Annotated in this window: 11 protein-coding genes; 8 read left to right on the top strand and 3 right to left on the bottom strand. The window is 67.4% G+C overall.

Going from position 1 to position 12,894, the window contains the following annotated elements; translation table 11 throughout:
* Positions 1-93 precede the first annotated feature (93 nt).
* The 3 genes from ACFW3F_RS13950 (at position 94) to manA (ending at position 3,208) form a co-directional block, all read left to right on the top strand.
* A complete protein-coding gene (locus ACFW3F_RS13950) occupies positions 94-603 on the top strand; it encodes a DUF3499 domain-containing protein (protein ID WP_388058255.1) in 510 nt (169 codons plus the stop codon).
* Positions 604-767: 164 nt separating this feature from the next.
* Entirely contained in the window at positions 768-1,925 is a 1,158-nt protein-coding gene (locus ACFW3F_RS13945) for a hypothetical protein (protein ID WP_388058253.1), read from the top strand.
* Entirely contained in the window at positions 1,922-3,208 is a 1,287-nt protein-coding gene (gene manA, locus ACFW3F_RS13940) for a mannose-6-phosphate isomerase, class I (RefSeq protein WP_388058251.1), read from the top strand. The genes ACFW3F_RS13945 and manA overlap by 4 nt, the downstream gene beginning before the upstream one ends.
* Positions 3,209-3,239: 31 nt before the next feature.
* On the opposite strand, the gene eccE is transcribed toward manA, so the two are convergent.
* Positions 3,240-4,955, bottom strand: a complete 1,716-nt coding sequence (eccE, locus tag ACFW3F_RS13935; protein WP_388058249.1) for a type VII secretion protein EccE — start codon at positions 4,953-4,955, stop codon at positions 3,240-3,242.
* A gap of 225 nt (positions 4,956-5,180) precedes the next feature.
* Between eccE and eccB the strand changes: the two genes are divergently transcribed.
* On the top strand, positions 5,181-6,677 hold the full coding sequence (gene eccB / locus ACFW3F_RS13930; RefSeq protein ID WP_388058247.1) for a type VII secretion protein EccB: 1,497 nt from the start codon (positions 5,181-5,183) through the stop codon (positions 6,675-6,677).
* Positions 6,678-6,696: 19 nt separating this feature from the next.
* Here the strand turns inward: eccB and hpxO are convergent, their stop codons facing one another.
* Positions 6,697-7,854 carry an FAD-dependent urate hydroxylase HpxO gene (gene hpxO, locus ACFW3F_RS13925; protein WP_388058245.1) on the bottom strand — a complete coding sequence of 386 codons (1,158 nt, stop codon included), beginning with the start codon at positions 7,852-7,854 and terminating at the stop codon, positions 6,697-6,699.
* A gap of 109 nt (positions 7,855-7,963) precedes the next feature.
* Complete coding sequence (locus tag ACFW3F_RS13920; RefSeq protein WP_388058243.1) at positions 7,964-8,590, bottom strand: TetR/AcrR family transcriptional regulator; 627 nt, start codon at positions 8,588-8,590, stop codon at positions 7,964-7,966.
* 110 nt (positions 8,591-8,700) lie between these two features.
* Between ACFW3F_RS13920 and ACFW3F_RS13915 the strand changes: the two genes are divergently transcribed.
* From ACFW3F_RS13915 to nrdE, 4 genes are all read left to right on the top strand, one after another.
* A complete protein-coding gene (locus ACFW3F_RS13915; RefSeq protein WP_388058241.1) occupies positions 8,701-9,258 on the top strand; it encodes an NAD(P)H-dependent oxidoreductase in 558 nt (185 codons plus the stop codon).
* 396 nt (positions 9,259-9,654) lie between these two features.
* Complete coding sequence (locus ACFW3F_RS13910; RefSeq protein ID WP_388058239.1) at positions 9,655-9,888, top strand: redoxin NrdH; 234 nt, start codon at positions 9,655-9,657, stop codon at positions 9,886-9,888.
* A gap of 194 nt (positions 9,889-10,082) precedes the next feature.
* Positions 10,083-10,547, top strand: coding sequence for a class Ib ribonucleoside-diphosphate reductase assembly flavoprotein NrdI (nrdI, locus tag ACFW3F_RS13905; protein WP_388058237.1), 465 nt, complete (start codon positions 10,083-10,085; stop codon positions 10,545-10,547).
* Between the two features lie 100 nt (positions 10,548-10,647).
* Entirely contained in the window at positions 10,648-12,840 is a 2,193-nt protein-coding gene (gene nrdE / locus ACFW3F_RS13900; protein WP_388058235.1) for a class 1b ribonucleoside-diphosphate reductase subunit alpha, read from the top strand.
* The last annotated feature ends 54 nt before the right edge of the window (positions 12,841-12,894 follow it).

Genomic DNA, 12,894 nt, shown 5'->3' with positions numbered 1-12,894 from the left:
GTGTCTCTTCTCGTGCCCCTTGTCGTGTCCGGTCGGTCCGGCCGTGAGCGTGTCGCCGACGTGGTTGCGAGCGACGAGGGCTAATCTCGTCACGTGAAGCTTCCCCGTCTGTGCTGCCGACCCGGCTGCGCCCGATCTGCGGTGGCTACCCTGACCTTCGTCTACGCCGAGTCCACCGCGGTGATCGGTCCGCTGGCGACGTCGCAGGAGCCGCACTCCTGGGACCTGTGCGACGACCACGCCCGCGGGATCACCGTCCCGCGCGGGTGGGAGATGCTGCGCAGCGAGCGGGGATTCTCCGCGCCGCCGGCCGAGGATCAAGAACTGACCGCACTCGCCGAGGCGGTCCGGGAGGCCGGCGCCGTCGCCGGCGGCGGACGCGCACGATATGTCGATCGCGGTCCGATCGACGCGCTCGATGCCTTCGAGGACACCCACTTCGCCGACGCCCACCGTGACGCCGTGGACGACCGCCGGTCCGGGCGTCATCGCGCCGGCCCGGTCGACGCGCCGTCGCAGTCGTCTGCGGCGCCGCGTCACCAGACCCGGCCGCGTCCGGGCCGTCGTGGCCACCTACGGGTACTTCCGGACCCGGTCGACTGACCGGTCACCACCGCGCGGGGGGCGTGGACCCCGAGGACGTCGAGGGGAGACGTCGCCACCTGGCCGCGTCGGTGGTCTCGGCCCCCACGTCTGCCGTGGCCGGAGTTCCCGGAACTGTGCCGAGTACGTGCGCGCCGACCCCGCGAGCTGGCTACCCTGGTGACATGCGAACCGGTTCCCCCGACCTCGACAACGCCGAGGAGCTGATCTCCGCGGATGTCGACGGTGTGCTGAGAGCGGTCGCACTCGCCGGCGCCCAGGTACGTGCCGTTGCCGAAGCGGTCCGCGAAGGGGTTCTCTCACCCCTCGCCGAACTGCGTCCCCGTAGCGTCGTCGTGGTCCACGGCTCCAGCGGGGTGTCCCATCGGGCGACCGATTTCGCGGTGGCGACACTTGCCGCCCGGGTGGACGTCCCGGTGGTCAGCGGTCCGGTGTTGCCCGGGTGGATCGGGCCGCTGGACGTCGTGATCGTCGCAGGCGATGACGCCGGAGATCTCGCGCTCGCCGACGCGGCCGCGCGGGCGCTGCGCAGGCGGGCCGAAGTCGTGGTGGTGGCCCCGGTGGCCGGCCCGCTTCAGGATGCACTGGGAGGCAACGGGATCAACCTCGCGCCCCGCTTCGACATCGAACCCCGCTTCCGGTTCGTCGGTTTCGCCGCGGCATTGCTCGCGGTGTTCGGGGCGTTGACCCAGGTCCGCTTCACCGGTGCCGCGCCCACGCTCGACGACCTCGCCGACGCACTCGACGCCGAGGCCTCCACCGGACATCCGGCGCGCGATGCGTTCCACAACCGGGCGAAGTCGCTGGCGCTGCGTATCCAGGGACGCCCCACGGTCTGGACGGCGGACAGCCCCGCCGGCGCGGCCATCGCCCGTCACGCGGTTGCGGGATTGGTCGGATTGTCCGGGATCGTCAGCGCTGCAGCCGAACTTGCGGACGTCTCGCGAATGGTTCAGTTACTGGGAGCGCGCCCGGACAGCGGGCCGGTCGCGGACTCCATCTTCTACGATCCCGACTTCGACGGTCCTCCGTCGGCACCCGCGCCGCGGGTTCAGGTCGTCTCGACCGGCCGACGAGAGTGGTACACGCGCCAGCGCGTCGCAGGTCTGGGCGAGGTCGATCTGCTCGTCGGACTCGATCGTGCACAAGAGACTTCGGCCGCCGGGGGCACGGACGGCCGAGAATGGGACGACCGGCGCCCGGTGCCGGGCGAGGATCCGGTGGCCGACGGCCCGGGGGATGTACTGGATTTCCTGATCGTGGCACTACGGGTCGAGATGGCGGCGGTGTACCTCCGCCTGGTTGGGAACGCGATGCAATGAGGATTATCGACGGTGTGGTGCGGCCCTATGCGTGGGGTTCACGGACGGCGATCGCGTCGATACAGGGCAGGCCGGTGCCCTCGGCACACCCGGAGGCCGAACTGTGGTTCGGGTCCCATCCCGCGGGTTCGGCTCGATGCGTGGACGTGGCGGGGATTCAGCAGGATCTCGTCGACGTGATCGATGCGGACCCGATCGGGACGCTCGGCGCGGCGAGCACGGCTGCCTTCGGCGAGCGGCTGCCGTTCCTGCTGAAAGTGCTCGCCGCCGACGAGCCGCTGTCCCTGCAGGCCCACCCGTCCGCCGAACAGGCGCGCGCGGGATTCGAGCGCGAGAACGCCCGCGGTGTCGCCCTCGACGCCCGCGACCGCAACTACCGAGATCCGTGGCACAAGCCCGAATTGATCGTCGCCACGACCCCGTTCGACGCGCTGGCCGGTTTCCGCCGACCGGAGGACACCGTCCGGTTGCTCCGCGCGCTGCAGGTGAGCGAACTCGACCCCTATCTCGGAATGCTGGCCGGCCAACCGGATTCCGAGGGTTTGCGGGCGCTGTTCACGACGTGGCTGACGCTGCCCGAGTCCATGCTCCGCCAACTGGTTCCGGCGGTACTCGCCGGCGCGGTCACCGTCCTCAGTGCGGGTGAGACCGAGTTCGTCGCCGAATTGCGCACGGTCTGTGAACTCGGGGAGGCCTACCCGAACGACCCCGGTGTCCTGGCGTCGCTGCTCCTCAACAACATCCACCTCGAACCCGGGCAAGGACTCTATCTCGCCGCGGGCAACCTGCACGCCTACCTTCGCGGTACCGGTGTGGAGATCATGGCGAACTCCGACAATGTCCTACGGGGCGGGCTGACACCCAAGCACATCGACGTCCCCGAACTGTTGCGTGTCCTGGACTTCACCCCGGTCGACGTCACCGACCTGACCCCGCAGGTCCGGACGATCGGTGCCGAGCGCATCTATCTCACCCCCGCCCCGGAGTTCCGGCTGTCGCGGATCGAACTGGACGGCACGGGACTTCATCACGCGTCGTCGATCTGTTTCGACATGCCCGGGCCGCAGATCCTCGCCGTGCTCAGCGGCGCGGTGGAGGTCCGGCCGGCGGGCGGGAATCCGCTCACCGTGCCGGCCGGCCGGGCGATGTGGATCACCGACGAGGACCCGGACGTCATCGTCCGCGCGGCGTCGGCGCGAGCGGTCTTCTACCGCGCACTGGTGCCGGCCGCGGTGTCGGCGCATCCCGGACTGACCTCGACGGTGGCGACCGCTGCCGAGTGATCCGGTCGCGGTACCGATCTCGCCGGGTGGATCAGCGTCGGACAGGTGCCGCCGGTGTGGCGGCGGCGGGTTCCGGATAGCCGCCGATCAGGGTCCATTCGTCGGGGGTCGCGACCATGGTCACCAGGATCGGCCGGCCACCGGTGTCGAGTGAGATGTCCTGCGGTGTACGCGGATTCTGTCGCAGCGCAACGGTGGCGCCATCGGTGGGTTCGCCGAGACCCGGTGCGACGACGATCATGCGGGTGGTGTCGGGTTGGGGAGAAGGCGGTGCGACGCCGTCGACGATGATCAGTGCCGGACCGGGGCGCGCCGGAGTGCGGTCGCCCGAGAGCGACAGCGCACTCGGGTCGCCCACGGCGGTGACGACCGGCGTCCATCGGTGCGGGCGATCGGTGTGCACGCGTACCGCGGCGCCGGCCGCCACCGCGCGCAGGGCGATCTGGGCGACGACGTGGAGCCCCGCGGCGACCGAGACGGTGGGGATGCCGGGCCCGACGAGCCGGGTGGCGACTGCGCGACCGGCGTGATCGGCCCCGATCAACTGCCCGCAACCGCCCGCCGGAATACGTGCCGAGGTGAGGAACTCCTCCGCCTCGGGACCGGTGAGCGCGGGGAGGACCCGGTCGAGGCGAGTGGGCGTCGAGATGGGCAGGCTCGCTGCAAGAGCGTCGAACTGGCGGCCGTCGAGGGGGATCAACCCGGCGGGCCACTCGGTGATCGCGCGCCGCGCGGCGGGGAACTCGTTGAAGCGGACGATCCCGGACACCTCGACCGTCGTGCGATCACCACGACGCCTGCCCTCGGTCGCTCGAGAACGGAGCTTGACGGTGACGGTCGTGGAGACCGCGGAGTTGACCCAGACGCCGCGCATCACATCGGCGAGCGCGGCCGGTTCGACGGCGGCGCTGCGCATCCGCAGGCCGGCCACACCAACCGAGTCACGCTCCTCCGCGAGCGAATCGAGACTCGCACCCTCGGTCAGCTGCGTCGCGATGGCGGTGATCTGCGCCGCCGACAAGATCGTTGTCGACAATCCCTGTTCGGCAAGCCTTTTCGCGACCCGCCTGGTGGTCACGGTCGCGGTCCGCAGAGCACCGGTCGCGCCGCCGCCACGCCGGGCAACGGCGTCGGCACAGTCGAGGGGGTTGAGCCGGAGGACGACCAGCACCGACCGCTGGGCCGTTGCCGACAGCGGGCCGAGAGTGCGGTCATAGGTGGCCGGTGCCACGCCCGAACCCCACACGCGCACACCGTGGCTGATGACCTCGATGGAGCTGAGCTGGATGTCGTAGGGGCTGATGCACTCGGCCAGGACACCGAGGGGCACCACCTGTCCCGATTCGTCGCTCAGTTCGCTGTGCCCCGGGGTGAGGTAGGTGACGGCCGGACCGCCCGGATCCACTCGGACGACCGTCACCAGCGTGTCCCCGACCCATCGCGCGCCGATGGTCGTCGGCGCCGAGGAACGTCGTGCGGCGGTGTGCGTGGTGGGTGCGGGCAGCGGGATGTCGAACGGGGCCGGGGCGAGGTCGGCATGATCGCGGCGCATGCGCGACCACGAGAACGACAGGTGGGCGGCCATCCGGCCGAACAATGACCGCCGACCGCCCACGCGCACCAGGCCTGCCGAGACGATCGCGGCCACGCCGAGCGCGGTTGCCCCCCACACGCTGCCGGAGACGGTCCAGACGACCAGCCCGACCGCCAGGATCGCCTCGATCACGACGAGTGTGGGCAGTGCCATCCCACGCGTGTTCCGCTCCACGGTTGCGACCCCCTCGATCACCGCTGCCCGATTGTCACGTGGCGCCCACCGCGCGTGTCCACAAGCGGTGGAGCCCCACACGTCAGGGGCATCTTTGTCGGTTAGGCTACTACCGCGCGGCAGGGGGTATGCCGCAGGAGATCACAACCCGCCCGCCGCCGGACCCGGTCCGACGGTGCGAGCCGGGTGCGGACAGGGGGAGTCGTGGCACGTCAGCTGACGACCAAGGCCCAGGTCAACGGCTACCGTTTCCTGATCAAGCGGCTCGAGCACGCGCTGGTACGACGCGACGTCCGCATGCTGCACGATCCCATGCGTACCCAGTTGCAGGCTCTCGTGGTCGGTACGGTCCTCGGCCTGCTGGTCCTCGGCGGATGCGGTATCTGGGGTCTGATCCGGCCGCAGGGCTCGGTCGGCGACGCCACCATCATCGTGAGCAAGAACAGCGGCAGCACCTACGTATTGATCGAGGACACCCTGCATCCCGTCCTCAATCTGGCCTCCGCCCGGCTGATCACCGGCAGTTCGGAATCGCCGACGTCGGTCGGGGACAACAAGCTCAAGCCGTACCCCCGTGGACCCCTGCTGGGTATCCCCGGGGCGCCGGCGGCACTTCCGGGGTCGTCGCATGCGGACTCCTCGACCTGGACGGTGTGCGATTCGTCGACCGTGTCGGAGTCGCCGACCGAGTCCATCGAGCAGACCGTCATCGCCGAGACGCCGCGCCTGGGCGATTCGATCGGGGTGGGGCGTCCCGCCGATGCCGTGCTCGTGGACGCCGGCGACCAGACCTTCCTGGTGTATCAACTGTTCCGGGACGGGGTCTGGAGCCCGGTTCGTGCCGCGGTCGACACCGAGAGCGTGCCGGTCCTGCGTGCGCTCGGACTGGAGGGGGCCACCCCGAGGCAGATGTCCGCCGGGCTGCTGAACACCTTCCCGCTCGTCGATCCGCTTGCGGTGCCGGAGATCTCGGGGTCCGGTCAGCCGGGCGCGGTCGAGGGGGCGAGCATCGGTAGTGTCGTCAAATCGGTCGGCGTCGATGACTCGACGGCCTATCACCTCGTCCTGCGTGATGGGGTCCAGCAGATCAGCGCCCCTACTGCCGAGATCATGCGGCTGGCCGACTCCGACGCCGCACCCGTGACCACCGTCGCCCCGGGACGGCTCGCCGCGTTGAAGACCGTGAGTTCGGAACCCGTCTCGGACTTTCCCGAACTCGAGCCGGAGCTGCTGGACGTGAGCGGCGATCCGACGCTGTGCCGCACCTGGACTCGCGGCACCGGCGAGCCCCGGGCACAGACCTCGCTGCTCGCCGGCCGTGAACTACCGCTCGGTTCCGATGCGGTGCCGGTCCGACTGACATCGTCCGACGGCGCCGGGCCGAACCTCGACGCGGTGTACATGCCGCCGGGTTCGGGCGAGTACCTGCAGGTGACCGGCAACGAGGCCGACAGCTCACGCACCGAATCCCTGTTCTACGTCAACGATTCGGGCGTGCGATTCGGAGTCCCGGATTTCGAGACCGGCGGCATCCTCGGACTCGGGGACTCGCCGTCCCTCGCGCCATGGTCGGTGGTGTCGCTGCTGGCGCCCGGGCCGACCCTCTCGCGCGAGAACGCACTGGTCGCGCACGACGGCCTCGAGACCGCCGAACTGGAAGCCGGCGCGGAGCGCACGGAGGGACCGGCAGCAGAGGGATGATCGGCCGCCGGCTTCGGTCCTACGTCAGCGGACCGCCGATGATGTTTCCGACGATGCCGCGGATGACGTTCGTGCCGTCCTCGGACCGTAGCTCTTCGTACCAGGCGGCGGTCGCCTCCGGGTCTTTCCCATGGGTGACGTCACAGCGCTTGCGCGCTCGCAGGACGAGGTCGGCGGCCCGTTCGGTGCGCGACGCCTCGTAGGCGGCGAGTGCCGCGTGCGGATCGTCGGCATGGTCGCGGAAGGCGAACTGCAGTGCGATCGCGTCCTCCATCGCCGAGCAGCCGCCCTGGCCGATGTCGGGAGTCGTGTTGTGTGCGGCGTCTCCGAGCAGGGCGACTCGTCCTCTCACCCACGTGTGGAACGGGTCGATGTCGAGGATCTCCACCCGGTTCGTGGTCGCGGGATCCAGTGTCTCGATCAGCTTCTGGACCCCGGGCGCCCATCCCGCGAACTCCTCGGCGAGCACGTCACGTGCCGTACCGCGTTCGAACGGGACTCCTTCCGGCATGGTGACGTCGAAGAAGAAGTAGAACCGGTTGCCCGCCACCGGCATCACCGACACTCTTCGCGAATCACCCACGTAGGTGGTCCATTCGGTGGCCGGCCCGATCTCCTCGTCGATCGGGACCAGCCCGTTGAAGTTGACGTATCCCGCGTAGCGGCGTTCGACGGCGTGGCCGAGCACGTGTTCGCGGGCAAGCGATCTCGCGCCATCGGCGGCGATGACGATGTCACCGTGAGCGGTGCTGCCGTCGGCGAATTCGACGGTGGCGCGCTCCGGGCCGTCGTGGACGGCGACCATCTTCTTGCCGAATCGGATCTCGTCGTGCCCGAATGCGTTCATCAGCATGAGTTGTAGTTCGGCGCGGGCGATCGGATACGGACGTTGTCCGACCTCGTCGATGAGCGGTGCCATGCTGAAGCGGCACATGGTCTCTCCGGTGAAGGCGTCGATGTAGCTCATCGAGTCGACGATGCCGCCGAGTGCAGCCGTCTCCGCTTCCAGCCCCAGGTGATTGAGACACTTCACCCCGTTGGACCACACCGAGATCGCCGCGCCCACCGGTCTGTTCTCGGTGACCTGTTCGTACACCTCGACCTCGTGGCCGAGCTGTCGCAACGCGATGGCCGCCGAGGTCCCGCCCATACCGGCGCCGATGATCACTGCTTTCACAGGAACCCAGGCTAGGTGTCCGGGCGTCCCGGCGCGCGACGAGCGCCTCGGCAACGGCTCGGCTGTCCGTCTGGCCACGATGTCACGGGCCGTGCGGAGCCAACGAGGTTCAGGACCGGTGGTGACCGGTGACGAGCGCGGTCACCATCTTCTGCCACTGATCGATGATCGTCTCGAGGTCGAGACCGACGTCCACCAATAGATAGCGCACCGAGCTCGCCCACAGTGGCCCCTGGACGGTGAGCGCCAAGAAGTCGATCGACTCATCGAAACCCAACTGGCGCAACAAGATCTGCACATGTTGAGTTGACGTCCGGGCCACCGGGTGGCTCATGAAGTCCTCGGCGCCCGCGCCTGCCTCCAGCAGGATGTCCAGGTGGTCGGAGGTGAGTTTGAGACGGGCTCGACCGTAGGCGAGCAGGCGGTCGAGCGGGGGTGCGCCGGGGCCGAGCGGCTCCGGACCGGACAGATAGGCCTGCTGGATCTCGGACTCGCTGTGGTCGAGTAGGGCGAGCATGAGACCGGTCCGGCTGCCGAATCGACGGAATACTGTGCCCTTGCCCACACCTGCCTCGCGGGCCACCGCCTCCATGGTCACCGCGGCCGCGCCGTGGTGGTCGATCAGGTTCTTCGCGGCAGCCAGCAACAGACGTCGGTTACGTGCGGCGTCGGCACGTTCGGTCCCCGAGGGGTTGAGCGAGATGTGGAGCGGGGAGTGGTCGGGCCCATTCGGCACGTGATGAGCGTAACTCTTGACCAGATGCGGAATGAATCGGACCCTGGTCCGGTTAAAGCAAGTCGTAGACAAGGTCCCTGCGGACCACCTGTGCCATCGAGAGGAATCACATGTCGGAACGAGTCGTCGAACTGGTCGCGCTGGTCGGAAGCCTGCGCGCCGCCTCCCTGAACCGTCAGCTCGCTCACGTGGCCGCAGACAACGCGCCCGCCGGAGTTCATGTCACCGTCGTCGACGACCTCGGCTCGCTGCCGTTCTACAGCGAAGACGTCGATGTCGAGGATCAGCTCGACGCCGGGGTGGCGAAGCTGCGCCAGGTCGTGGGTGCTGCCGATGGCGTCCTCATCGCCACGCCGGAGTACAACGGCACCATCCCCGCGGCGCTGAAGAACGCCATCGACTGGCTGTCGCGGCCCTACGGCACCGGTGCGCTGACCGGTAAGCCCGTCGCGGTGCTGAGCGCTGCGCTCGGTCAGTACGGCGGCGCGTGGACGCGCGAGGACACCCGTAAGTCGGTCGGCATCGCCGGGGGTCGCGCGATCGAGGAGGCCGACCTCGGCCTGCAGGTCGCAGCTCTCCCCGAGGGCGGACTGAGCGATCCGGAGATCGTCGAGAAGGTCGTCGCCTCTGTCGCCCGGCTGGTGGACGAGGCGTCGGTCAGCGCCTGACCTCGTACCGACGTACCGACGCCGCGCCCGGCTCTGCCCGGCGCGGCGTCGTCGTGTTCGGGGTCGGCGACGTCCGGCTGTGGATGGTCGGTGGACATGTTGTGGACCGCCTCGGGACAACATGTGAGCGACACGCCGAACATGCGGTGGACACGCCCGGATTTGTGATCGTGCACCTCTCCGACCTGCATGTCTTCCATCAATGTTATTCACAACCCCTTGTGGTGACCAGAAATGTCAGCCACTAGGTGTAGTGTTTGCCGTACCAGTCAGGCACAAGACGAGAAGCAGTTCGACTCCTCGACGAAGCCGCCACGATGGTGATCCAGATCACCTTCTTCACGCTGGAAAACCGCACGTCACTGGCGATTCCTACGACCCGAGGAGCACCTCCGAATGTCAATCACCGTCTACACCAAGCCGGCCTGCGTCCAGTGCAATGCCACCTACAAGGCCCTCGACAAGCAGGGTCTGTCCTACGAGATCGTCGACATCAGCGAGGACGCCGAAGCACGTGATTACGTGATGGCGCTCGGTTACCTGCAGGCGCCGGTCGTGGTTGCCGACGACGCACACTGGTCGGGCTTCCGTCCCGATCGGATCAAGGCACTCGCCACCGCCGCTGCCTGATCCGTCGTCACCGTGACGGTGACGACGCCCGCCGGACTGGCGGTGCGGAGCCGATCCGACGGGGAAGCCGGATCGCACAGCATCGACAAGTCATCGAGGAAATGGACACGCCGGACACGGCGTTGATACCGACAGTGCACTGCCGGAGTTCTCCGGCAGGCGAGATCCACGAGAACGACCAGGCTGGAGGAGACATGGCGGCAGAATCGCCGTTGATCGTGTACTTCTCCTCCGTATCGGAGAACACCCACCGGTTCGTCGAGAAGCTGGAGATGCGCGCCCTGCGCATCCCGGTCCTCGATCGGACCGGTGATTTTCGTGTCGACGAGCCGTACGTCCTGGTCTGTCCGACCTACGGCGGGGGCAAGGCGACGGGGCAACCCGGCGGCTACGTCCCCAAACAGGTCATCCGCTTCCTCAACGACGAACACAACCGATCATCGATCAGGGGGGTGATCGCGGCGGGCAACACGAACTTCGGTGAGGAGTTCTGCCACGCAGGCGACGTCATCGCGCGGAAATGTCGCGTCCCCTATCTCTACCGATTCGAATTGATGGGCACCTCCGACGATGTCGACCGCGTCCGCGCGGGACTCGCCGAGTTCGCCCTGAGTCCGGCGTTCGCGGCGAGTGTGTCGCTCAGCGCCTCGCCCGCCTGACCTGGCGCTTCGCGCGTTCCAAGGCTTGTCGTACCCATCCCATACTCTGGCCTCGCCGGCCCTCGGTAACAGCCACCACTATCCGCAGGAGTCATCTGTCGTGTCGCCCACCGCCGCCGTCTCGGACACCACTTCAGCCAGCAAGTCGGGCGTGCACCCCGGGCCGTCGGGACACGACCCGGGCGAGCTGGACTACCACGCCCTCAACGCGATGCTCAACCTGTACGACGCCGACGGCAGGATCCAGTTCGAGAAGGATCGCGAGGCCGCGAACCAGTACTTCCTGCAGCACGTCAACCAGAACACGGTCTTCTTCCACGATCTCGACGAGAAGCTCGACTACCTCGTCGAGGAGAACTACTACGAGCCCGAGGTCCTCGCGAAGTACGACCGCGAATTCGTCAAGGACCTCTTCGGGTACGCCTACAGCAAGAAGTTCCGCTTCCCGACCTTCCTCGGGGCGTTCAAGTACTACACGAGCTACACGCTCAAGACCTTCGACGGCAAGCGATACCTCGAGCGTTTCGAGGACCGCGTGTGCATGGTGGCGCTGACCCTGGCCGACGGCGACACCGCCCTCGCCCGCAACCTCACCGATGAGATCATCGAAGGCCGCTTCCAGCCGGCGACGCCGACGTTCCTCAATTCGGGCAAGAAGCAGCGTGGTGAGCCGGTCTCGTGCTTCCTGCTGCGTATCGAGGACAACATGGAATCGATCGGCCGGTCGATCAATTCCGCGTTGCAGCTGTCGAAGCGGGGTGGCGGAGTTGCCCTGCTGCTCAGCAACATCCGTGAGCACGGCGCACCGATCAAGAAGATCGAGAACCAGAGTTCGGGTGTCATCCCGATCATGAAGCTGCTCGAGGACTCCTTCTCCTACGCCAACCAGCTCGGTGCCCGGCAGGGTGCGGGCGCGGTGTACCTGCACGCGCACCACCCGGACATCTATCGCTTCCTCGACACCAAGCGCGAGAACGCGGACGAGAAGATCCGCATCAAGACGCTGTCCCTCGGCGTGGTCATCCCGGACATCACGTTCGAGCTGGCCAAGGCCAACGACGACATGTACCTGTTCAGCCCCTACGACGTCGAGCGTGTCTACGGGGTCCCGTTCGCCGACGTCAACGTGACCGACAAGTACCACGAGATGGTCGAGGACCGCCGGATCCGCAAGACGAAGATCAAGGCCCGCGAGTTCTTCCAGACGCTCGCCGAGCTGCAGTTCGAGTCGGGTTACCCGTACATCATGTTCGAGGACACGGTGAACCGCGCGAACCCGATCGACGGCAAGATCACCCACTCCAACCTGTGCTCGGAGATCCTGCAGGTGTCGACTGCGTCGACCTTCAACGACGACCTGTCCTATGCCGAAGTGGGCAAGGACATCTCGTGCAACCTGGGTTCGCTGAACATCGCCAAGACGATGGACTCGCCCGACATCGGCCAGACCATCGAGACCGCGATCCGCGGCCTCACCGCGGTGAGTGATCAGACCTCGATCACCTCGGTGCCCTCGATCGAGCACGGCAACAACAACTCTCACGCCATCGGCCTGGGGCAGATGAACCTGCACGGCTACCTGGCGCGCGAGCGGGTCTTCTACGGCAGTGACGAGGGCATCGACTTCACGAACATCTACTTCTACACGGTGCTGTTCCACGCCCTACGCGCGTCGAACAGGATCGCCAAGGAGCGCGGCCGGGCGTTCACCGGCTTCGAGAAGTCGAAGTACGCGAGCGGCGAGTTCTTCGACAAGTACATCGACAAGACGTGGGAGCCGGAGACGCAGAAGGTGCGCGACCTGTTCGGTCAGGCCGGCATCGCGATCCCGACACAGGATGACTGGCGCGAGCTGAAGGAAGCCGTCCAGCGCGACGGCATCTACAACCAGAACCTGCAGGCCGTGCCGCCGACCGGTTCGATCAGCTACATCAACCACTCGACCAGCTCGATCCACCCGGTCGCCGCCAAGATCGAGATCCGCAAGGAAGGCAAGATCGGCCGCGTCTACTATCCCGCGCCGTACATGACCAACGACAACCTGGAGTACTACCAGGATGCGTACGAGATCGGGTACGAGAAGATCATCGACACCTACGCCGCGGCCACGCAGCACGTCGACCAGGGTCTCAGCCTGACGCTCTTCTTCAAGGACACCGCCACCACGCGCGACGTCAACAAGGCGCAGATCTACGCATGGCGCAAGGGCATCAAGACGCTGTACTACATCCGCCTGCGCCAGATCGCGCTCGAGGGGACCGAGGTGGAGGGTTGCGTCAGCTGCATGTTGTGATCCGTTGCGCGACAGCGCATCTCAATGCTTCCGAACTTGCCCACACCCGTTAGA

The sequence above is a fragment of the Gordonia sp. NPDC058843 genome, from assembly GCF_042743165.1.
Lineage (GTDB): Bacteria > Actinomycetota > Actinomycetes > Mycobacteriales > Mycobacteriaceae > Gordonia.
The sequence above is the reverse complement of the archived record's forward strand: the minus strand, read 5'-3'. Positions and strand labels throughout refer to the sequence as shown.

What these genes read in the sequence shown, in the direction of transcription:
- ACFW3F_RS13910 (WP_388058239.1), top strand. Translation starts at nt 9,655, where the DNA reads ATGTCAATCACCGTCTACACCAAGCCGGCCTGCGTCCAGTGCAATGCC.
- eccE (WP_388058249.1), bottom strand. Translation starts at nt 4,955, where the DNA reads ATGGCACTGCCCACACTCGTCGTGATCGAGGCGATCCTGGCGGTCGGG.
- ACFW3F_RS13915 (WP_388058241.1), top strand. Translation starts at nt 8,701, where the DNA reads ATGTCGGAACGAGTCGTCGAACTGGTCGCGCTGGTCGGAAGCCTGCGC.
- ACFW3F_RS13945 (WP_388058253.1), top strand. Translation starts at nt 768, where the DNA reads ATGCGAACCGGTTCCCCCGACCTCGACAACGCCGAGGAGCTGATCTCC.
- nrdI (WP_388058237.1), top strand. Translation starts at nt 10,083, where the DNA reads ATGGCGGCAGAATCGCCGTTGATCGTGTACTTCTCCTCCGTATCGGAG.
- manA (WP_388058251.1), top strand. Translation starts at nt 1,922, where the DNA reads ATGAGGATTATCGACGGTGTGGTGCGGCCCTATGCGTGGGGTTCACGG.